Source organism: Komarekiella delphini-convector SJRDD-AB1 (genome assembly GCF_014831675.1).
GTDB lineage: Bacteria > Cyanobacteriota > Cyanobacteriia > Cyanobacteriales > Nostocaceae > Komarekiella.
In genome coordinates, this window is the sequence record NZ_VJXY01000016.1 from 39,250 (window position 1) to 60,679 (window position 21,430).

Genomic DNA, 21,430 nt, shown 5'->3' on the forward strand with positions numbered 1-21,430 from the left:
TCAAAGTTGAATATACATAATATTGAAATAATTTTCTCTCGTCACATCAGGTTTTTGAGAAAATAAGTCAAACCTCAACCTTTGCTTTCGCAAAAACAATAAAGCACAGAACTGATAAAGTTTTATATTACAAGCATCAAATTGTTTTCACGTAATGATTGTAATGAGTAATACATTTTCTGTTGTTGAGTATCTATGAAGTTTATGCGTAAATCAGCTTTAATTTTAGCGATCGCACCCCTAATTTTTGCCATTACTGCTTGTGGTGGAGAGTCAGAACAAACAGCAAATACAGCCAGCACTCCCGGAACGCAAGCAACTCGAAATCGATGGAATACGGTCAAAAGTCGTGGTCAGGTCATCTGTGGTGTCAGTGGTGAAGTACCAGGGTTTAGCTTTGTAGGAAATGACGGTAAATACAGCGGCATCGATGTAGATGTGTGTCGCGCGATCGCAGCGGCTTTGTTTGATAATCCCGATGCTGTAGAATTTCGCAATCTCAATTCCAAAGAGCGGTTTACAGCTTTGCAAACTGGGGAAGTAGACGTTCTCAGCCGTAATACTTCTTGGACACTGAGTCGTGATACCTCAGTAGGTATGGAATTTGCACCTGTAGTTTTTTACGACGGTCAAGCCATAATGGTTCGCAAAAGTAGCGGCATTAAGTCTTTAACAGATCTAAAAGACAAAGCTATCTGCGTTCAAACGGGTACTACTACCGAACAGAATTTAGCAGATCAAATGCGAAAACGGGGCATTACCTACAAACCCGTAGTCTTTGAAGACGTTAATATTACCTTTGCAACTTATGCAGAAGGTCGTTGCGACGCGGTTACAGCAGACCGTTCAGCTTTAGTTTCACGAGGTTCGATTCTACCCAAGCCAGAAGAAAACGTGATTCTTGATGAAGTCATTTCTTCAGAACCTCTTGCACCAGCAGTTGCTAAAGGTGACACTAGGTGGGCTGATATTGTAAAGTGGGCGGTTTATTCCCTTGTAAAAGCCGAAGAGTTAGGCATTAATTCTCAGAATATCGGACAGTTTGCCAATAGTAATGACCCAGATATTAAGCGTTTTTTAGGAACAGAAGGCAACCTTGGTGAAGGACTCGGCTTAACAAACGACTTTGCGGCAAGAATAGTTAAGCACGTCGGCAACTACGCCGAGATTTATGATCGCAGCCTCGGCCCCAAGACAAAACTTAATCTAGCTCGCGGTCAAAATCAACTCTGGACTAAAGGCGGACTGCTCTATTCTCCGCCGTTTCGGTAGAAGAGAGCAGGGGAGCGGAGGGGCGGAGGGGCAGAGGAGCGGAGGGGCAGAGGAGCGGAGGGGCAGGGGGGGCAGGGGAGAGAATAATTAATAATAAATGACAAATGACAAATGACAAACCACCTATATGGCGTGATCAACGCTTCTGGAACATTGCTTTACAATTCATTGCTGTATTTCTAGCAACAGTTGTAGTAACAATATTGTGGAGCAACCTTAACCGTAATTTGCGGCAATTGGGGATTCAGTTCGGATTTGATTTTCTCAAGCAGCAAGCGTCTTTTGATATTGGTGAAACGCTGATTAGCTACAAACCAACTGACAGCTACAGTCGCGCTTTGTGGGTGGGACTAATTAATTCTTTGCGGATAGCGGTGGCGGGAATTATACTTACGACAATTGTGGGGATAAGTGCTGGTATCGCTCGGCTTTCTGATAACTGGCTAGTGCGGAATATCGCGATGGTTTACGTGGAAATCTTCCGCAATACGCCGTTACTACTGCAATTGCTATTTTGGTACTTTGCTGTTTTCTTAGGTTTTCCTAAGACAGAAAATAAAATTTCCCTATGGGGGTTTATTGGCCTGAGTCAAAATGGTTTAGAACTTCCTTGGTTTACCTTGTCCCCAGAGTTTTCAGCTCTGTTATTAGGGTTAACTTTTTACACAGGTGCATTTATTGCTGAAATTGTCCGAGGTGGGATTCAATCAGTACCTAAAGGACAATGGGAAGCAGCGCGATCGCTAGGGTTAAAACCAGGGTTAGTGATGCGGTTAGTGATTTTTCCCCAAGCCTTGCGGGTGATCATTCCACCACTAACGAGTCAGTATCTCAACTTGACAAAAAATTCTAGTTTAGCGATTGCGATCGGCTACCCTGATGTTTATTTTGTCGCCTCTACCACCTTTAACCAAACGGGGAGAGCAGTAGAAGTCATGTTAATGATTATTCTCACCTATCTTACCCTCAGTTTGACTATATCCGTAGCGATGAATTTGTTAAACCGCACCGTACAAATTCAAGAGAGATAACTAGGGAGATGGAAAGCAGGCTCTTTAATCATAAAGTTGAGCCTTTGAGCTTCAACGATGAGCTTTTAAGGTTGACAGTTGAACCTTTAAGCATCAATGATGAGCCTTTGAGCTTCAACGATGAGCTTTTAAGGTTGACAGTTGAACCTTTAAGCATCAATGATGAGCCTTTGAGCTTCACCAATGAGCCTTTGAGCTTCAACGATGAGCTTTTAAGGTTGACAGTTGAACCTTTAAGCATCAATGATGAGCCTTTGAGCTTCAACGATGAACCTTTAAGCTTCACCAATGAGCCTTTGAGCTTCAACGATGAGCCTTTGAGGTTGACTCTTGACTATTGACTCTAGATCAATGACAAATTCTAAATTATTGTGGTTGCGTAAAAATCTGTTCAGCACTTGGTACAACAGCTTATTAACTGTTGTCTGCTTAGTGTTGCTGTTTTGGGTAGTCTGGGGAATGCTAATTTGGGTAATTACTCAAGCACAATGGGCGGTAATTCAAGTTAATTTACGCTTATTTTTAGTTGGGAGATTTCCCCAAGCACTATATTGGCGAGTTTGGATTGTACTAGCGATCGCTTCAACTTTAGGTGCATTAACTTGGGGTGTGTTTTCTGGAAAGCAACAATTAACAAGGCGTAGGGTTACTCTATTCGCTTTAATTTTAGGCGTGATATTGGTTGTTTTGCCATTGGATTCCATATCCCGCCTCTGGTTGCTATTAATTGCAGTTTTGGTATTTGTAGGATTTTGGGTTGGGAGAAAGTTTGTTAAGGTAATAACCCCTTGGCTTTCCTTAGTCTGGTTGTTATCTTTCCCAATAATTTTGTGGTTAATTGGCGGTGGATTTGGCTTGCAACCTGTATCTACAAATTTGTGGAACGGCTTGCTACTTACCCTGTTAATGGCAGCAGTTAGTATTGTACTTTCGTTTCCCATTGGAGTTTTACTAGCTTTAGGGCGCACGAGCAATCTGCCAGTAGTACGTTGGTTTAGTATCCTGTATATAGAAATCGTCAGGGGAGTACCACTGATTGGAATTTTATTCCTTGCTCAAGTAATGTTGCCATTAGTTTTATCAGCAGATGTGCGTTTAGATCGGGTATTGCGAGCGATCGCTGGACTAGTTTTGTTTAGTGCTGCTTACATGGCAGAAAACGTACGCGGTGGACTCCAAGCAATCTCGCGCGGACAGATTGAAGCTGCCAAAGCACTGGGATTAAGTACACCTTTGGTGGTTATATTGATTGTGTTACCTCAAGCTTTACGTGCGGTTATTCCCGCGATCGTTGGTCAGTTTATCGGCTTATTTAAAGACACTTCACTATTATCTCTAGTGGGATTGGTGGAACTCACGGGTATTTCTCGTTCAATCTTGGCTCAGCCACAGTTTCTTGGTCGCTACGCAGAAGTTTATTTGTTTGTTGGATTAATTTATTGGGTATTTTGTTACTCGATGTCGTTGGCTTCTCGACGATTAGAGAGACGATTAAATAATTAAAAATTAAAGTTTTTTGCACTATATTATATTATTTCGAGGTGAAATCCCATGTCAGAACAAAAACCAATAATTGTGGCTGAGGATGTTCACAAATGGTATGGTAAATTCCACGTTCTCCAGGGTGTGAGTTTGACAGTAACTCGTGGCGAAGTAGTAGTATTGATGGGGCCTTCTGGTTCAGGTAAATCGACATTTATTCGCACATTTAATGCTTTAGAAGAATACCAAAAGGGAAAAATTATTATTGACGGCATTACCCTCAGTCATGACTTGCGAAATATTGAAGCAATTCGGCGAGAAGTGGGAATGGTATTTCAGCAATTCAATTTATTTCCTCATCTTACAGTGCTGCAAAATATCTCGTTAGCACCAATTTGGGTTAGACGATCGCCGAAGGTAAAAGCAGAAGAATTGGCAATGCAATTATTAGAAAGAGTGGGAATTTTAGAACAGGCGCAAAAATATCCAGGACAGTTATCTGGTGGACAGCAACAACGAGTTGCGATCGCTCGTGCTTTAGCTATGCAACCTAAAATTATGCTATTCGACGAACCCACCTCAGCTTTAGACCCAGAAATGGTACGAGAAGTCTTAGATGTGATGCGAAATTTAGCCCGTGATGGGATGACAATGGTAGTCGTCACCCACGAAGTTGGATTTGCTCGTGAAGTTGCCGACCGAGTTATTCTCATGGATAGCGGTACTCTCGTCGAGTCAGCTACTCCTAACGCCTTTTTCAACAACCCCAAAGAAGAAAGAACACGCAAGTTCTTGTCGCAAATTCTCTAAAAATCTGCGCCACTCTGCGTTTCACTTCCCAGTTTTTTGTCCCACAACTTCACACCAAGTTTGAGCAAAAAATCCATCTGGGTGCTGACTCAATTCTCGTAAAGCACCACTCATCGCTTTAAGCGTAGGCATAGCCCGCCGCAGGCATCGCTCATCAGTCCACCCCTTCTCCACAACTTGATCGACCTTTTCCGAAGCCTCGATTATTAGCGCCAGATATTCTGTAGCCAAACTCAGCGGTTCATAGCACTCACAAGAAGCTGAAGCTTTGATAGTAGTAAACTCAACTTGCCGTAGTAAAGCGCGTAACTCTCTACCTACATAAGGGTTTCCAGAATTTTGCTGCTGAAGCCACTTGCAATAGGAAATTGCCTTATCCAGTTCTGGTGTAGTAGGCGCAATCAGTAACCCACCCAAATCAGGGCTACGAAGACCAACAATCCCCTCCGGTTTCAAAACCCGCCATAGTTCCCGCAATGCTTTTACAGGTTCCTGAAGATGCTCAAACAGCGCATGAGAAAACACAGCATCAAACGAGTCATCTGGGAAAGGTAGAGCATAAATGTTTCCCTCCAGGAAATTAGCATTGCTGACAGCTTGGGTTAAAGCATTTTCAGCAGCTATACGGATTTGAGAAACTTCCCGATCAATACCTGTAACCGTACCAGGGGCGATCACTTTTGCTAAACCTAGTGTGATTGTACCAGGGCCACAGCCGCAGTCCAGCAATTTCATCTCTGGACGTAGATAAGACGTGAAAAACGCAGCGTGAGTATCTACGCTTCGATTTGACATGAAATTTGTCGCATTACTTGAGTAACCTGGAGTATACTTCTCCGGCATAGCTCTAACTACCTCTTAAATCTGTGTATAAGTATCATAAATAGGCAATTTTCAGATGTCCAATATATATTTATTAGAAATTGAGACTTATAAAATATCAAAAAAAATGGAATTGCGACACTTGCGCTACTTTATCGCTGTTGCTGAGGAACTGCACTTTAGTAGAGCCGCAGAGCGACTGCACATTGCTCAACCTCCCTTAAGCCAGCAAATTCAGCAACTAGAGGCTGAACTTGGTATAGAGCTGTTTCAGCGCAAAACCAAACGACAAGTGCAGTTAACGCAAGCCGGACAAGTATTTTTACAAGAGGCTTATCAGCTTTTGGCTCAATTGGAAAAGGCAATTGAGCTAACTCAACGAACTGGTAGGGGTGAGAAGGGACAATTACGAATCGGGTTTACCAGCTTGGTAACTTACGATTTACTTCCTGTGATTTTGCGGCGGTTTCGAGAACAGTTCCCAGAAGTAGAGTTAGTGTTGCAGGAATTAACAACGGCTCACCAAGAGCAAGCATTAAGCGATCGCCACATTCATGTAGGCTTTGCTCATCCACCTTTAGAAGACAACACACTTAATCAAGAGTGCATTCAACAAGAAGCCCTAATTGTGGCTATGTTTGAAACTCATCCTTTGGTTAAACAAAAACGTATATCAGTGCGATCGCTCTCAAACGAAAATTTCATTATGTTCCCTCGCCATTTAGGGTCTGGACTTTACGATCAAATAGTGAGCCTTTGCCAGCAAGGAAATTTCAGCCCTAAAGTAGCTCAAGAAGCGATCCAAATGCAGACAATCATTGGATTAGTGTCAGCAGGAATGGGGATTGCGATCGTGCCGTCTTCATTACAAAATATGCAGAGATCTGACGTGGTGTATCGCGCTTTAGAAGAAAAAACACCATTAGTAGAAACAGCTATAGTTTGGCGACAAGAGGATATGACACCTGTCCTACGTGAGTTTCTACAAGTTGTGAAAATTGTTTGTGGTTAATTTCCACATGATAAATTAATCAGCTTTTTAGCTGATAGTTTGCACTCAGCTAAATATTCTATGTCCTGGCAATTTGGTTTTTTTGCTTACAAATAATATAAAAAATACTGGGCTTTTAATCATCCGATAAACTAACCTTTAACAAAAATCTCGATTTTTTATTAACGACAAAAAATAGTTTATTAAATAATAAAAATTTTAATCTTGTTTCATAAGACTATCTTAGTTTTCTCTTAACTCAAATCACTAAAATCCTTTCCATAATGGCTATCGATTAATCCGCTGTCGGTAGACTTTATTCCAAAATTGAGGAGAACTAAGTGACATTATCAAGGCGTCAATTTTTCACCCTAGCAGGCACGGGAACTGCTGGTGCTTTAATCTTATCCCCATTGCAGGCTTTCTACGCTAAGCGAACTTTAGCAGCCGGCCCTTATGGTTCTCTTCAATCTGATCCTCGCGGTGTTCTAGATTTGCCCGCTGGATTTTCTTATGTGAGATTGTCTGAGACGGGGCAAACAATGACAGACGGCTACAGAGTCCCAGGTGGACACGATGGGATGGCGGCGTTTTCAGGAACTAATGGCAGTACAATTCTGATCCGTAACCACGAACTAAACCCAGCATCAAGTACCAGCGTTGGCGCACCTAGCTCTAAGAAATACGACACTCAAGGTAAAGGTGGTACAACAACTTTAGTAGTCAGTTCCACTCGCACTTTAATCAGGCACTATGGTTCTTTAGCAGGCACTTACCGCAACTGCGCTGGTGGACGAACTCCTTGGGGATCTTGGCTCAGTTGCGAAGAAAGTTTTGAAACGGGTAATAAGAAGCATGGCTATGTATTTGAAGTACCTAGTAGTGCAACCGGATTTGTCACGCCTGTACCCCTTGTGGCAATGGGTAGATTCAATCACGAAGCAGCGGCAGTAGACCCCAACACAGGCTACGTATATATGACCGAAGACCGGGGCGATGGCTTGTTATATCGTTTCGTGCCCAACATACGGAATAACTTGAGTGCAGGAGGTACGCTATATGCTTTGAGAATTACCTCAAGACCTCAAGCAAACACCACAACTGGTTTTACAGTAGGTCAAGCCTTTGCAGTGGATTGGGTTCGGATTACTAACCCCGATCCTTCCACTGATACAGTAAGGATTACGGGCTTCAATCTAGGAGCTGCCAAGTTTTCTCGTGGCGAAGGTATATTTTATAGCAATGGAGATATCTATTTCTCCTGTACTAATGGCGGCAGTGCTGGATTAGGTCAAATCTGGCGCTACACCCCTGCGACCGAAAGACTTCGGCTGTATATAGAACCTAACAATTCAGGTACTCTAGATTTCCCAGATAACATTGTCGTTGCACCCAACGGTGATTTGTTCCTCTGTGAAGATGGTGGTGGAACTGACTTTATTGTGGGCGTTACGCCGACTGGCGCACTCTACAAATTTGCCCGCAATGCGTTGAACTCAAACGAGTTGACTGGGGTTTGTTTCTCAGCAGATGGACGAATCATGTTTGTGAATATGCAGACACCTGGAATTACCTTTGCTATATCTGGCCCTTGGTAAGGTTTAGGGATTATTTTATTTCCATAGAGTGAGTACTACACCCTATGTAACTCTATCTGGCTGATATCACGTTCAGGCGATCGCTCGTAACTTTGCAGTTTATTAAAAAGAGCGATCGCCCGTGATGAATGTAAAGAAATATTTCTGTTTCTTATGAGAGCGTTACTCAGTTAAAAAAAGTTTCGCTAGGTTGTCAATATATTACTCAAATGGAAAAACTTTATTCAAGCACCGCTATAAATTGGAATTTAACCTGTGTCTGCTAAAGATGCTTTTCATACAGTTGTCAAAACAGCGCTTGAGAAAGAAGGGTGGTTAATCACTCATGATCCTTATGCTCTGCAAGCGGGAACCCTTGAGCTATATATTGATTTAGGAGCAGAAAAAGTTATTGCCGCCGAAAAACAAGGGCAAAAAATAGCTGTTGAAATTAAAAGTTTTCTGAGTCCTTCCAAAATAACAGAACTTTATGCTGCATTAGGACAATTTATTATTTATCGAATTGTTTTACAAGAGCAAGAATCCAATCGCACTTTATATTTAGCAGTTCCTAGTACTATTTACAATGAGTTTTTTATACTTCCCTTTATTCAATCTGTAATTAAAAGTAATCAACTATATTTACTAATTTATAATGTTGAACAGGAGGCAATTGCACAATGGCAAAACTAGACGAATATCGACAACATATTAAGAACTTGCTTCAACAACACGCCAATACTGTTTGGGATAATCGCATTCAAGCTCAGACTATTTTTGATACAGAACATGATCATTATCAATTAGTTTATGTAGGTTGGCGTAATCAAAACCGCATCTATGGGCCTGTTCTGCATCTAGATATTATTGACGAGAAAATCTGGATTCAGCAAGATGGGACAGAGGTAGGAATTGCTAATGAGTTAGTTGATTTAGGTGTGCCAAAAGACGATATTGTTTTAGGTTTTCAATTACCATCTATACGTAAATATACAGATTTTGCTGTTAGTTAATTGAATTTATTAAAAAAAAGCGATCGCATATTAGATTTTCACGCCATGTAAAAATAATTTGCTCATCTGCCTGTCTCAACTCAATATTAAATTTATCAAATACAACTTCTCTTCCTAGTAGTAATTGTTGTCCACCTGTATTAGTTTGTAACCATGCTACAGGAGCAATCAAACCATACCCGTCAATTGTCATTTCAACATTGCGTAAAACATACTCAACTCTTCCGCCAATAGTTTCTGCTAACAACGTTGATTCTGCATCAGCCAAAGCATAACCTAAATCTTGCCCAACTTTTAATGAAATTAAACTTAGTTCAGCACCAGAGTCTACTAACATTGTTGTAGAAATTTCTATATCTCTATGCTTCAGTTTTACATAATAATTTGGCTGCCAGTCATGACGGGCAACTGTACGAAACCGAATTGGTAAAATCTCGATAGAAGCAGTACGGCGAGGAACTAAGTAAATTGCAAATACCTGCCCTGAAGCATTTGCTAATTCTAAAACTTCACGCAAGTTTTCACTGTGAGCGATTAAGCCACTGGCATTGTAAGCAATATATTGATTTTTATATAAATCTAATAACATTTGGCGATTCTGGTTCAGCCACTTCAGCATTTGCTGACTTTCCTGTGCAGAAGGTGTTGTATTCATAAATTTTTATGCTGATAAATTAATTAGCTAAAGAATCTTTTTATTTCTTATTTTAGCTAATATGTGCGATCGCTCTCTTTCTCCTCTGGATTTTCTTTTTCTACATTCTCTAAAGCTTTAAGCAGATGTTTTTGTTAGTTTATGATTTCAGAAGATAGGTAGTTTCATCTTCTTCATTTAGTGGTTCAACTAGTACGATAACTTCTACAACAGTTCCTTCTGGTAGTTCTGTTGCAGATAGTTCAATCTTGCCATTTTTTCCGACAATAGCCTTTTGTTTCATTCCACTAAGCATACTTTTTGCTCCCATCTCTATCCCCATATTGTAACTTTATCTGATTTAGATGAGATTTGAGCGATCGCTCTCTTTATTCTCTGCGTTCTCTGCGCCTCTGCGGTTCGTTTAAAAAGAGCGATCGCTAGTTTATTAGAAAAACTAGAATCCCAATTGGGAATACTAAGTAAAGCGCTGATATTTGCTACATACAGATAAAGTGGCTTATTGCCATACATAGCGCTGCTGACAATTTAGCAACTAGGAGAAGATTATGAGTTTACCAGTGACAGTAACCTTTATGCTTACCGATTGGATTGCAAAAGGTTTGGCAGATGGAACTTTTGAACGAGTTGGGGGTGTAATTCGAGATGTAGCCACAAAACAAGTCGTCAGTTGGTTACGGGAGAAGGAATCAAATAATAATGAAATGCCAAACTCAACTCCTTCTCCTAACAATTTACTCAACCTTATTTTCTCTTGGGCAAATCTCACTGCTTCAGGAGCTAATGCAGCGGTTACAGGAAAAGGATTAGCTAATGTTAACGGGCGACTGAATGGAATTGAAAATCAATTAGTGCAACTTGAGCAAAGTCTGCAACTAACTCAGGGAATTTTACAGGTAACTACTGCTACTAGCGTACTTAATCTTGGTGTATCGGTAATGGGGTTTGCTGTAATTGCACAGCGCCTTAAAGAGTTAGAACAACAGCTACAAAAAGCACAAGAAATATTAAATCAGATTAACCGCAAAATTGACCTTAGTTTATATGCTAATTTTCGTGCTGCAATCGAATTAGCTGTTAACGCCTTTACGATGAACAAAACTGAAAATCGTAGAAGCAGCGCCCTACAAGCTATTAACCGCTTCTTAGAAGCAGAACATATTTACACTGAATATACTGATATCGAAATTGAGCAAAAAAGCCAAATTGCTGATAAATATCTGCTCACTTTATCTTTAGCATACCTAGCTGAAGCACGTTGTTATTTAGAATTAGAGGAACACGATACAGCATTTCGCCGCTTCCAAGAAGGTTCAAAAGTCATCCGTTCTCGGATTCAGAAATATGTTGAGCTTCTGCTAACTTCTAACCCAGCAGTATACTTACAGCCTCAGTTCGGAAGTCACATTGATTTGCGTAGATTAACCCGAATTTACCAATGGCTCGACCCAATGTTAGATGAAAATGCAGTCTTTGATATGCAACGTATGAATCTATTTATGTTGGCTCAAGATCCTAATAAATGGGTAGAATCGATACCAGCAGCAATTTGGGATTCCAAGGTAGATTGGGTAGGCAAAGCATTTTGGGATGACCCTAAACCGCAAATTTACGCGCGTCTTCCTAAAACTTTGGAAGTAGTAGAATCAATGATTGAAACCAATCGCCGCTTTGAATCTTACCAAACAGAAGTACAAGCAATATCCCAACTAGGAATCAGCTTTCATGACTGGCTTAAATTAACCCCATCTACAGAAATTAAACCAGACGATGCAGAATTGATGTACATCATTCCCTCTCAGCCTTTAAACTTGCAAATATCCAGTTGAAACTTAATTTTCTCCGCATCCTCTGCGGCTTGGCGGTTTGTAAAAAAAGGCGAACTTGTTTGTTCGCCTCTATCCCAATTTTCTCTCTTCCTCAGCGTTCTCTTGGTGAATTGCGTTATCCATATCCTCAATAGTTTTGGCTTTTCCTTGATATTTTAAACAGCCTGCTACATCATCTAATTTAGTTTCTGCAAAAGGTTTCTTAGGCTTTAATAAAATTCCATCACCCAGATCAATAATAATAAATTCTTGACCTACTTCCCATTGATGAGCTTCTCGCAAAGATTGGGGAATAATTACTTGTCCTTGAGGAGACAATTTTGTAATGTCCATTAAGGTAAGAAGTAAAAAACTAAGACTAATATACAAATTTTAGCATTTTGAATTATTCCAAATTCTCCTCTGCGTTCTCTGCGCCTCTGCGGTTCGTAAAAAAAAGGCGAACCAAAGTTCGCCCCTAATATGATGTTATGATGTTGCTCGATTAAACCCAAATCTAAATCTTCGCTTCTTCTCTCACCAACTTATCCCAACCCAAGTCTTTCAAATTATTATTCCGACGTAGCGGACGTGTTACCAATTCCAGAACATCACGCGCATTGGTAAAACCGTGAATTTGAGCAAAAGTGAACTCCACAGACCACTTAGTATTAATACCGCGTGCTTCCAGCGGGTTAGCGTGAGCCATACCAGTAATTACCAAATCTGGCTTCAACTCATAAATCCGTTGAAGTTGATTATAATTATCCGGCTTCTCAACAATCTTTGGCATGGGTGAACCCATTTCCTGGCAGGTTTTCTCCAGAAACGCCAACTCAGCAGCTTGATAGCGCTTATCCATGTAGGGGATGCCGATTTCTTGAACCGTCATGCCACAGCGCACCAAGAACCGCGCTAAGGAGACTTCTAGCAAGTTATCACCCATGAAGAATACAGACTTGCCGCGAATCAGTTTGACGTACTCTTCCAAGCCTTCCCAGATTTGTGCTTCCCGTTCATCCAAACCTGTGGGAGTAATGCCGAATACGGAGCAGATTTTCTCAATCCAAGCGCGGGTTCCATCAGGGCCAATGGGGAAAGGTGAGCCGATGAGTTTGCACTTGCGGCGACGCATTAAGGTGGTAGCAGTGCGGCTGAGAAAGGGGTTGACACCAGAGACGTAATACCCTTCTTCCAATACTGGCAGTTCAGTGAAGCGCTTTGCAGGTAGCCAGCCGGAAACTTTGACGCCTTGCTTTTTGAGTTCCAAGGTTAACTGAGTAACAACGGGGTCGGGAAGGGAGCCAAAGAGAACTAGAGGCGGATGGTCTACGTACTCAGATTCTTCTTGAGCGACATCTTCTTTCTTCTTACCGAAGTTGAGCAGCTTTTGAATGGCGTTGCGTTCGTTCTTGTCTGTTTCCGCCACAGGAGCCTTATCAGGACAACGGTTAGCCATTGCGGCTAATACGGTGTCTTCTCCTTGCGTGAAGGCGTAATCTAGACCGTTAGCACGAGCCACGACGATGGGAATGCCAATTTCGCCTTCTAGCTTGGGTGCTAAGCCTTCTAAGTCAGTTTTAATGATTTCGGTAGTGCAAGTGCCAATCCAGACAATTACACTAGGATTGCGATCGCGTTTAATCTGCAAACACAACCGCTTTAACTCTTCATAATCATTCAACTGTGCCGAAATATCCCCCTCTTCCAACTCTGCCATTGCATAGCGGGGTTCAGCGAAAATCATCACCCCCATCGCGTTTTGCAGGAAGTAGCCACAAGTTTTTGTCCCAATCACCAAAAAGAAGCTATCTTCAATCTTTTGGTATAACCACGCCACGCAGCTAATTGGGCAAAAGGTATGGTAATTCCCAGTTTCACACTCAAAGTTTAAAGCTTCTGGTTGTTGAGTGACAGTCATTTTGGTTTTTCTCCCCGTGATATTTAAAGCGTACAAGGCAGGTGAAAGTAGGGGATGTTATGAGTTTTTACTAACTCCTAACTAAATTTTTCCCCTAAATTCAACAGGAACGGCAATAATTAAGCGTTGGGGAAGAGACGGGCAATTTCTGATTCATCAAAAACGCCAGCTGGCAGTTCTTCCCCTAATAAATCGTTATTCTCTTCACTCTTTTGCAGTAGTGCTGTCTCATCACCCCAGACATCTGACAACACGTCTCTAAACGCATTCTCGTCTATTGGATTGAGATCCTCAAGTGTCTGGTCGTCATCCAGCTTTACTTCTGTTGCAGTTGCAGTATCGAAGGTAATACCCCCAAACTCATCTGCTTCTAAGCTTGCTATCTGGCCAGACTTGTCTTCTGAATTGTGTCCGTTGGATAAAGAAATATCGCTAAGCCCATTTTGGGTTTCCTTCGACTCGCTTATCCCTAAGCTTTGATGAGCAGAATCCACCGCCATGAACCCTTGAGCTACCGCTAACGACTCAAAGCCATTTGTATGAGGATGTGCCAAGGTTTCGTCTTCAGGGCTGTCACCCATAATAATCGCTGAATAATCTTGGTATTTCTCTGGTTCTGCTTTGGGAAGGATACGATGGCCAAGAGCGATATCTGGGTCAAAATGCAAATCCAGCACCTCAATTAGGGTATCAGCGTCAGGATTGAGTTTGGCAAAAGGCAGCATTAACTGGGCTAACTTGGGTTCTAGCGCGTTAACAACTCCCAGGATGAGGTAAGAAGGTGGTCGCTTCCCTCCATCAGGGGTGTACACTGATTCAACTTCCATGTGCAGGGTAATCCAGTCACGATTTGCCTGGAAAAATTGTAACCACTTTTGCTTTATTGAATCTGTAAAACTGTGAAAGAAAGCCATATTATTGTCCCCCATCCTGAGAGCTTGGTGATTTATACAATCATCAAGTCTAGTTCCTCTTCTGAATTAGGAACCTGGGGTTTACCCGGATTTAGATAAAAATCGGACAACAAAGAGAACAATTCGCGGTCTGGGGCATCGTTAGGCACAACACCTTCGGGACGCGCCAAAATTTGGTCGGCGATATTGAGATAGTAGTCGCAAACGTAGTTCAGAGAAGGATCAGACTCAGCCATCTCAAACAAAGTCTTACCTTTCACACGAGAAACGCGAATATCTTCAATCAAAGGTAAAACTTCCAGAACTGGCATTGGCACGGCTTCTATATACTTTTCGATCAAGTCGCGCTTGGAGGTGCGGTTGCCAATTAAGCCAGCTAGACGCAGTGGGTGAGTCCGGGCTTTCTCGCGTACTGAAGCCGCAATGCGATTAGCAGCAAACAAAGCATCAAAGCCGTTGTCGGTAACAATCAAGCAGTAATCTGCATAGTTGAGTGGTGCAGCAAATCCGCCACAAACTACATCACCCAGAACGTCAAACAGGATTACGTCGTACTCATCAAAGGCGTTGAGTTCTTTAAGTAATTTCACGGTTTCGCCGACCACGTAGCCACCGCATCCAGCACCCGCGGGTGGCCCCCCTGCTTCAACGCAATCAACACCACCGTAGCCTTTGTAAATTACATCTTCCGGCCAGACATCTTCGTAGTGGTAGTCTTTTTCTTGGAGGGTGTCGATAATTGTCGGAATCAAAAACCCAGTAAGGGTGAAGGTGCTGTCATGTTTGGGGTCGCAGCCAATTTGCAACACTTTCTTGCCGCGTTTGGCTAGGGCGACGGATATATTACAGCTAGTTGTGGATTTACCAATACCACCTTTTCCGTAAACTGCTAGTTTCACTGTAGTTTGCCTCTTATAGTTTCTTGTCAAACTCGTGGTTCAAACATTTGCCTTCGCCTAGCCTTAGATGGCGATGCGTCAGGTCTGGTGAGTGTCATTATTGTCCAAATTACAGGGAAAATAAAGTAGCTCTTAAGATGTAAAGCTGTCTTATCTGGTGAATTGTAGCTTAATCAGGTGTTATTAGATTTAGAACATCCTTAAAAAGATACATAGCTTTAAAAACAGACAATTAAAAGTTTTTATTATTTGTTTTTATAAAAAAAGTTACAAAATACAAAAACTCTGTAGTTAGCTTTTTTGAATGGTTTTCATAGAATTAACTGATTGTTATACATGGTGATTTCAGCAAATTAGGGCATGGAAGTCAAGACGAAGAGAGTTATACGTATATCTATGCTGAAAATACTGCTGCCATTTCCCATAGCAGGTAAATTGGCAGGTTTAAGTTAGCTGCTAAGATCATTTAATTGCTGATTGTGAGCTAGCGATCGCAAATTTGTAAACAATGATTAAATTACAAAATATTGTCTATATTTATTACAATCTTTGGGCTGCGTCACTTCAGCAATTAAGAAACGCCGCCTTCTATTTGCTCTATTTCCTGTAATGTTTGCCAGCCAGCTTGCCACTGAGAGTTATCTTGTAATAACTTGGCGTTGATCCAGAAGCGGACTTTAGGGTCACAAGCAGCAACCATTTCGGCATACACCCATTTACTCTGATTTTTACGATTCACGACTTGGAAGTGTCGCCAGCCATCAACTTTTTTCTGTGCTGTCCACTTAGAACCAACTAGGTAAGGGAATTTTTGCTTTTTAGTCATTTGTCATTAGGAATTATTCATTGAAAACCTGAAACTTGTTCGTCTCTCAGGAATTTAGCGGTACAAAAATTGCTGCCTAGGTATTAAATAAATCTGTATGGAGGGTGTTATGTTTTTGGACTAAAAGCAGGTGATAGCTGCGCCAACGTCTGCGACGAACACACTTCTCTAGTAAAAATGGCTAATTCTGCAATCAACTCTTAGCTAAAAAATTAGCCTTCTCCTTACTTGCAAGGAGAAGGCTGGAATAATCTTAAAATAATTCGTAATTTCAGAGTTGAATTACGAATTACGTTAGCGTAGCGGGGCGTAGCCCATTACGAGTTACGAATTAGTTAATATCCGCCTTCTTCTTCGTATTCAGGCTGTCTTTCCTTGACTTTCTTGGGAATATTCACTGGCTTTGGCGCATCTTCCCAAGCATCGCCCTCGACATCATCATAATTGTCATAATCTTCGGTGTATGGCTTGCTGTAAGGTTGAGATTCATATCTTGGCGGTTGTTGATACTTATCTCTACCCGTTGCCTCACTCCAATTATCTTCTTCCTCGTCTTCTTCGTATTGGATAGATTCATACTGCCGCGCTTTCATTACCTGACGCTGCGGTATTTCTTCTTCTACATAGTCTTCAGTCCATTCTTCTTCCCGCGCTACGGGTTCGGGGGCGCGAACTTTTGGTCTAGGTGGCTGCAATGGCACTCCGCTGGGTAGCTGATTGGATGGTGCAACTGCACGAGGGGGAGTATAGCCGTATTCTTCTTCTGCATCACGCTCCCACGGGGGTTTGCCAATACCCAAACGTTCTAGCAAACCTACTGTCAACTGATTTACCCGTTCTTCAGCTCCCTCAAACACTATCAGCCTTTTGGGCCCAGTACTAACGATTTCCTCTACTGAGAGTTCGTAGGTACTCAGCACTTGGTCGGGAATTTGTGGTAATCCAAAGGAAGCAATCACTATGGAATAAATCTTGCCAGTTTCGCCATTAAACTTGAAGCCTCGCACCTTGCCTAATACTTCACCTGTTTCTGTAATTACTTCCCAGTTAATCAGGTCGCCGTAAACTTCAATTTCAATATCTTCGAGTACATCCTCGTTATCAACCAGGATGACATCGCCAATCTGGCTAATGTTGTTGAGGTACATATAGCGCGGTATGCCCGAAATAGAGATCAGGCTGTCTCGCAAACCAAGAGCCACAACCTCTCTTTGATCAATATCAACCCAGACTTGACTGATGATGCCTAGCCGCTTACCGTTGTCGCGGGTAATCACCTGGGTATTCAATATGTCGGAACGCCTAATTATCTGTTCAGAGGTCATTCTATACCGAGTCCTGATCTCGAATCCGGTTTATCTATACACTATTATTAACAAAAACTCAAGCAGATGTATTGGAGGATTGTAACTTAATACCCAAAACTTGGGTGTAAGCTCCTCGTGCTTGAGTAACGCCAATTGTGCGTTCGGCTGATTCTATCATCGGACGACGCAAACTCACAACTATAAATTGTGCCTGTTGTGCCTGTTGTTTAATCATTCTAGCTAATCGCTCTACGTTTGCTCCATCCAGAAACATATCAACCTCGTCAAAGGCGTAAAACGGCGATGGGCGGTAGCGTTGGAGGGCAAAGATAAAGCTCAAGGCTGTAAGTGATTTTTCTCCCCCAGACATAGAAGCTAAGCGCTGTACGGGTTTGCCCTTGGGGTGGGCGACTAAATTCAAACCGCTGCTAAACGGATCTTCGGGATCTTCGAGTTGCAAGTAGCCATCACCATCGGAAAGAGTGGCGAAAATTGATTGAAAGTTTTCATTGACAGCATCGAAAGCTTCTCTAAAAGCAAGTTGTCGCAATGTAGTAAAATTTTCAATTCGCAAAAGTAGCTCAGTCCTTTCTCCTTCTAATGTCTGCAATTTTTGCGTAAGTTCCTGGAGACGGTTTTGGGTGCGTTCGTATTCTTCCAAAGCCAGCATATTTACGGGTTCCATTGCCTGCAAGCGTTTAGCAAGCGATCGCAATTCTTTTTGCAATTCTTCCAAATCTACCTGATCTGGAACTTCTGGCAAAGGACTTGGTAATTCTGCTCCGACATCCCGCAACTGGCTTTGTAAAGCAACGAGTTCTTCCCGGCGCTTGTCTTGGGTTTCTTGAAGTTTTTCCAGTTCCCATTCCAATTGTTGTTGACGCAAAAGATGCGATCGCACTTCTTGTTCTGTGGCGTCGCGTTTTCGTTTCTCTTCTCCCAAATTCTGTTCCATTTGGCTCAGCGTAGCGCGTGTTTCAGCAATTTGAGTGCTGAGTGCTGAGTGCTGAGTGCTGAGTAAAGTTATTTGATTTTGTTGGGTTTCTTGCTCGTGATGATATTGAGTAATCCGTTGTTCGGCTTCTTGGATTCTCTCTTGCAGCCGTTGCTGCTGATTTTCCAAATTTTTTAATCTTTGTTCGGCTTCCCGTAATGCTGCCTCTCGTTGTTGTAATTGTTGCTCTTGTTCTTTAATAGTTGCTTGGATTTGTTGCCATTCACTAGGAGTTTGCGACGCTTCCAACTCTGCTAATACCTGTCGCAATTGCTGCAACTGACTTTCTTGTCCTGGTAATTCCCGATCTAAAACTTCTAGGCGAGATTGAGCCGTCGCGAATTTTTCGCTGTTTTGGGCGAGTTGCGATCGCGTTCCTGCCAACTGCGCCGTCAAATTCTTAATATCTTTCTGCAACTGCTCCAATTGCAACTGCTGTTCTCGCCGCGCCTGTCGTGCTTCTGTAACCTCTTGCGCCAGTCGTTTTGTCTTGGCTGACAAAGTAGCGATCGCTTCAGTACAACGCTCTAAAATTCGCTCAATGTCCACCAAGCGATTTCTCAGAGCAATTGCTTCATCAGATTCCGCTGCTTCCGCATTGCCAAACCGCAATGACGAACGCTGGGTGTTGCTACCACCAGTCATCGCGCCGCTGGTTTCCAACAATTCCCCATCTAAGGTGACAATGCGATATAGTCCTAAGTTTTTCCGCGCCGCCTCAAGGCTGGCGAATACTACCGTGTTGCCAAAAACATAGCTGAATACATCTTTATAGCGGCGATCGCAATCAATTAAATTTACAGCATAGTTAACAAAACCGTTAGCAAAACGTAGTGTTGCATCTTGAGTAAATTTCTGAGCATGTATTTTATTCAGTGGTAAGAAAGTTGCTCTCCCTGCACGCTTTTGTTTGAGCAGTTCAATACCCGCTGCGGCAATACCATCATCTTCCACCACAATATGTCCCAAGCGTCCACCAGCGGCAATCTCCAAAGCTAGCTGATAGCGTGGTTCCACCCGTCCCAACTGCACAACTAAGCCACAAAGTCCAGGCATTCCCGATTGCAAAATCACTTTGCTAGCTTGAGTACCTTGCACTTCCTGCTGTGCTTGCGCTTGCGCCTCTATTTTATCCAACTGCCGTTGTTTTTCTCGTTGCTCTTGCAAGAGCCGCTTTTGGGTTTCCTGTTGAATTTGCAATTCTTGTTCTGTGGCTGCAAGATTTTGGGCTAAGTTTTGGATGGGTTCACTAGAGGCATTAAATTCCGTTTCAACTCGACTGCATTCAGCTTGTTTTTCTGCTAGCTGGGGTTCGTCACGTTCAATTAACTGAGTTTGCTCCTGGATAAGTTGCTGTAATTGGTGATTGCGTTCCCTGAGTTGTGCTTGTTCTGTACGTTGCGGTTCTAAAGTTTGCAGCAAAGTTTCAACTTGACGGTTTAACGCCGTCTGTTGCTGCACCCACGCTTCCGAAGCCGAGGCGATTTCCGCTGCTGCTTCGCGGGAATTTTGTAGCGCTTGTTGCGCCTCATCTCTTTGCTGCTGACAATAGACGATAGATTGTCCTTCAACAATCTGAGTTTGGGCGATTTGTTCTAAAGAATTTTGATGTTGTTGAATTTCTTGCGCTTGTTGAGCCAGCCGCTTAGCAGTTTCTTGCAAAGCTGTTTCTAACTCCGTTTGCTGACGCTGGAGTTGTTTACGTTCCGCCTCTTGGGTAGCCAGAGTAGCTTGTACCGCCAAAAGTTCCTCTTCTCCTAATGCTTTCACATGAGCATTGAGTTGCTCCAATTCGGCGGTTTTTTGGGCAATTTCAGAATTCAGAGTTGTGAGTTGGGTAGTGAGTTCAGCATAATTGCGATCGCCACTTTGAAGTTGCGTAACTAACTTTTCTTGTTGTGCTTGTAGAGAACGCCATGAGAAAACCGCTTCCCAAGATTGTTTCTGGAGAAATTCCGTACGGAGTTTTTGATATTTTTCCGCTTTAGCACGGTCTTGGGAGAGGCGATCGCGCTGTACAGTTAATTCTGTCTCAATAATCCGACAGCTATCTTCCTTCTCCTTCACCTCATCCAAAGTTGATTTAGCTTGATGAATCTTGCGATCAAACGCCGCCACCCCAGCCAATTCATCAATAATTTCCCGTCGTTCCTTAGCATTCATCGAAATAATGCTAGTCACATCCCCTTGCAGCACAACGTTATAACCTTCAGGATAAACCCGCAGATTACTTAATTCCTCGTGCAACTCCGTCAGCGTGCAGCCTACACCGTTAATATAGTAATTCGACGTATAAGTCCCCTGGTGAGTAACTCGCAGCCTTCTAGTTACACTCCACTCAGTCGCGGACTGGCGAAAATCACCATCTTCCTCTACTTCCTCTACTTCCTCTGCGCCTTCTTCACTTTGCGACTTTGCGCCTTTGCGCGAAACTTCATCCGATAAATCAAACGTCACCGTAACGCTAGCCTCAATAGAAGCCCGCCCCTTAGACGTTTGCGTATTATTAACCAAATCCGGCAGGCGATCGGCCCGCATTCCCTTAGAACTAGAGAGTCCTAGACAAAACAGCAGTGCATCGAGAATATTAGATTTACCAGAACCATTTGGCCCAGATATGACAGTACACCCCGGCAGCAAAGGGACAGAGGTAGTACCGCCGAAGGATTTGAAGTTGGTAAGTTCCACGCGCTTGATATGAACCATAGGCGCTGGTTAACTGGGCTAATGAAGAACAAGTGTATCAATTAATTACAGATTCGCAAGAGGGTAGGGCAGGAAATTCAGGATTATCGAACCACAGAGGCACAGAGAACAAGAGAACACAGAGGAGGTAAAGAGGGTTTAGCAGCGAATTGGAACCAGTTGGTATCGTTTGAATCATCTATGAGCCATCTGAATCTTAGTCGTAAAAATGTTCAATCATCGTTTTTTCACGCTGCTATTGACTGATTTATTGGCAGATGTTGGGGGATGTTTGATTAATCAGTGGTCTATAATTCGAGAATTTCCTAGTAGAAAATCACTAATAATAAGTTGGAAGAACTGCGCGATGAGCTACACTCTGCTGGAGGCGATCGCAAACAATGAATAATAATTATCCTTTGC

General features: G+C 42.5%; 22 protein-coding genes. 11 read left to right on the top strand and 11 right to left on the bottom strand.

Going from position 1 to position 21,430, the window contains the following annotated elements; genetic code table 11:
- The first annotated feature begins 204 nt into the window (after nt 1–204).
- The 5 genes from FNW02_RS16010 (at nt 205) to FNW02_RS16030 (ending at nt 4,595) form a co-directional block, all read left to right on the top strand.
- Nucleotides 205–1,272 carry an amino acid ABC transporter substrate-binding protein gene (locus FNW02_RS16010; protein WP_191758603.1) on the top strand — a complete coding sequence of 356 codons (1,068 nt, stop codon included), beginning with the start codon at nt 205–207 and terminating at the stop codon, nt 1,270–1,272.
- Nucleotides 1,273–1,376: 104 nt separating this feature from the next.
- Nucleotides 1,377–2,303 (top strand): amino acid ABC transporter permease, encoded by a 927-nt coding sequence (locus FNW02_RS16015; RefSeq protein ID WP_191758511.1) that lies wholly within the window; start codon nt 1,377–1,379, stop codon nt 2,301–2,303.
- A gap of 8 nt (nt 2,304–2,311) precedes the next feature.
- Nucleotides 2,312–2,644: a hypothetical protein gene (locus FNW02_RS16020; RefSeq protein WP_191758512.1), complete on the top strand. Its 333-nt coding sequence runs from the start codon at nt 2,312–2,314 to the stop codon at nt 2,642–2,644.
- Nucleotides 2,645–2,654: 10 nt separating this feature from the next.
- The gene (locus FNW02_RS16025; protein ID WP_191758513.1) at nt 2,655–3,806 is read left to right on the top strand and encodes an amino acid ABC transporter permease; all 1,152 of its coding nucleotides are present in this window, start codon (nt 2,655–2,657) and stop codon (nt 3,804–3,806) included.
- Nucleotides 3,807–3,854: 48 nt separating this feature from the next.
- Nucleotides 3,855–4,595, top strand: coding sequence for an amino acid ABC transporter ATP-binding protein (locus FNW02_RS16030; RefSeq protein WP_191758514.1), 741 nt, complete (start codon nt 3,855–3,857; stop codon nt 4,593–4,595).
- A 21-nt stretch (nt 4,596–4,616) separates the two neighbouring features.
- Here FNW02_RS16030 and FNW02_RS16035 read toward each other — a convergent pair whose 3' ends face one another.
- Nucleotides 4,617–5,390, bottom strand: coding sequence for a class I SAM-dependent methyltransferase (locus FNW02_RS16035; protein ID WP_191758515.1), 774 nt, complete (start codon nt 5,388–5,390; stop codon nt 4,617–4,619).
- Between the two features lie 154 nt (nt 5,391–5,544).
- On the opposite strand from FNW02_RS16035, the gene FNW02_RS16040 reads away from it, so the two are divergent.
- The 4 genes from FNW02_RS16040 (at nt 5,545) to FNW02_RS16055 (ending at nt 8,998) form a co-directional block, all read left to right on the top strand.
- Nucleotides 5,545–6,429: a LysR family transcriptional regulator gene (locus FNW02_RS16040; RefSeq protein ID WP_191758604.1), complete on the top strand. Its 885-nt coding sequence runs from the start codon at nt 5,545–5,547 to the stop codon at nt 6,427–6,429.
- A gap of 320 nt (nt 6,430–6,749) precedes the next feature.
- Nucleotides 6,750–8,006, top strand: a complete 1,257-nt coding sequence (locus tag FNW02_RS16045) for an alkaline phosphatase PhoX (RefSeq protein ID WP_191758516.1) — start codon at nt 6,750–6,752, stop codon at nt 8,004–8,006.
- Between the two features lie 255 nt (nt 8,007–8,261).
- Nucleotides 8,262–8,678, top strand: a complete 417-nt coding sequence (locus FNW02_RS16050) for an element excision factor XisH family protein (protein WP_191758517.1) — start codon at nt 8,262–8,264, stop codon at nt 8,676–8,678.
- Complete coding sequence (locus tag FNW02_RS16055; protein WP_191758518.1) at nt 8,666–8,998, top strand: XisI protein; 333 nt, start codon at nt 8,666–8,668, stop codon at nt 8,996–8,998. Before FNW02_RS16050 ends, FNW02_RS16055 begins: the two co-directional genes overlap by 13 nt.
- On the opposite strand, the gene FNW02_RS16060 is transcribed toward FNW02_RS16055, so the two are convergent.
- The 3 genes from FNW02_RS16060 to FNW02_RS16070 all read right to left on the bottom strand — a co-directional run bounded on the left by FNW02_RS16060 (nt 8,991) and on the right by FNW02_RS16070 (nt 10,166).
- Complete coding sequence (locus FNW02_RS16060; protein WP_191758519.1) at nt 8,991–9,653, bottom strand: retropepsin-like domain-containing protein; 663 nt, start codon at nt 9,651–9,653, stop codon at nt 8,991–8,993. The two genes, FNW02_RS16055 and FNW02_RS16060, sit on opposite strands and share 8 nt — an antisense overlap.
- 139 nt (nt 9,654–9,792) lie before the next feature.
- A complete protein-coding gene (locus tag FNW02_RS16065) occupies nt 9,793–9,948 on the bottom strand; it encodes a hypothetical protein (RefSeq protein ID WP_191758613.1) in 156 nt (51 codons plus the stop codon).
- A 17-nt stretch (nt 9,949–9,965) separates the two neighbouring features.
- Complete coding sequence (locus tag FNW02_RS16070) at nt 9,966–10,166, bottom strand: hypothetical protein (RefSeq protein WP_191758520.1); 201 nt, start codon at nt 10,164–10,166, stop codon at nt 9,966–9,968.
- Between the two features lie 35 nt (nt 10,167–10,201).
- Here FNW02_RS16070 and FNW02_RS16075 point away from each other — a divergent pair, with 35 nt between their 5' ends.
- The gene (locus tag FNW02_RS16075; protein WP_191758521.1) at nt 10,202–11,482 is read left to right on the top strand and encodes a hypothetical protein; all 1,281 of its coding nucleotides are present in this window, start codon (nt 10,202–10,204) and stop codon (nt 11,480–11,482) included.
- 69 nt (nt 11,483–11,551) lie between these two features.
- On the opposite strand, the gene FNW02_RS16080 is transcribed toward FNW02_RS16075, so the two are convergent.
- The 7 genes from FNW02_RS16080 to smc all read right to left on the bottom strand — a co-directional run bounded on the left by FNW02_RS16080 (nt 11,552) and on the right by smc (nt 21,028).
- The gene (locus tag FNW02_RS16080) at nt 11,552–11,815 is read right to left on the bottom strand and encodes an AbrB/MazE/SpoVT family DNA-binding domain-containing protein (protein ID WP_191758522.1); all 264 of its coding nucleotides are present in this window, start codon (nt 11,813–11,815) and stop codon (nt 11,552–11,554) included.
- A 163-nt stretch (nt 11,816–11,978) separates the two neighbouring features.
- Nucleotides 11,979–13,382 (bottom strand): ferredoxin:protochlorophyllide reductase (ATP-dependent) subunit N, encoded by a 1,404-nt coding sequence (locus tag FNW02_RS16085; protein WP_191758523.1) that lies wholly within the window; start codon nt 13,380–13,382, stop codon nt 11,979–11,981.
- Nucleotides 13,383–13,501: 119 nt separating this feature from the next.
- On the bottom strand, nt 13,502–14,296 hold the full coding sequence (locus tag FNW02_RS16090) for a DUF5331 domain-containing protein (protein ID WP_191758524.1): 795 nt from the start codon (nt 14,294–14,296) through the stop codon (nt 13,502–13,504).
- A gap of 32 nt (nt 14,297–14,328) precedes the next feature.
- Nucleotides 14,329–15,195, bottom strand: coding sequence for a ferredoxin:protochlorophyllide reductase (ATP-dependent) iron-sulfur ATP-binding protein (gene bchL, locus FNW02_RS16095; RefSeq protein WP_320073221.1), 867 nt, complete (start codon nt 15,193–15,195; stop codon nt 14,329–14,331).
- Nucleotides 15,196–15,766: 571 nt separating this feature from the next.
- Nucleotides 15,767–16,021: a TIGR02450 family Trp-rich protein gene (locus FNW02_RS16100; protein ID WP_191758526.1), complete on the bottom strand. Its 255-nt coding sequence runs from the start codon at nt 16,019–16,021 to the stop codon at nt 15,767–15,769.
- A 335-nt stretch (nt 16,022–16,356) separates the two neighbouring features.
- Complete coding sequence (locus FNW02_RS16105) at nt 16,357–17,346, bottom strand: PRC-barrel domain-containing protein (RefSeq protein WP_191758527.1); 990 nt, start codon at nt 17,344–17,346, stop codon at nt 16,357–16,359.
- A 58-nt stretch (nt 17,347–17,404) separates the two neighbouring features.
- On the bottom strand, nt 17,405–21,028 hold the full coding sequence (smc, locus tag FNW02_RS16110) for a chromosome segregation protein SMC (protein ID WP_191758528.1): 3,624 nt from the start codon (nt 21,026–21,028) through the stop codon (nt 17,405–17,407).
- Nucleotides 21,029–21,236: 208 nt separating this feature from the next.
- Between smc and FNW02_RS16115 the strand changes: the two genes are divergently transcribed.
- A complete protein-coding gene (locus FNW02_RS16115; RefSeq protein ID WP_191758529.1) occupies nt 21,237–21,416 on the top strand; it encodes a hypothetical protein in 180 nt (59 codons plus the stop codon).
- Nucleotides 21,417–21,430 lie beyond the last annotated feature (14 nt).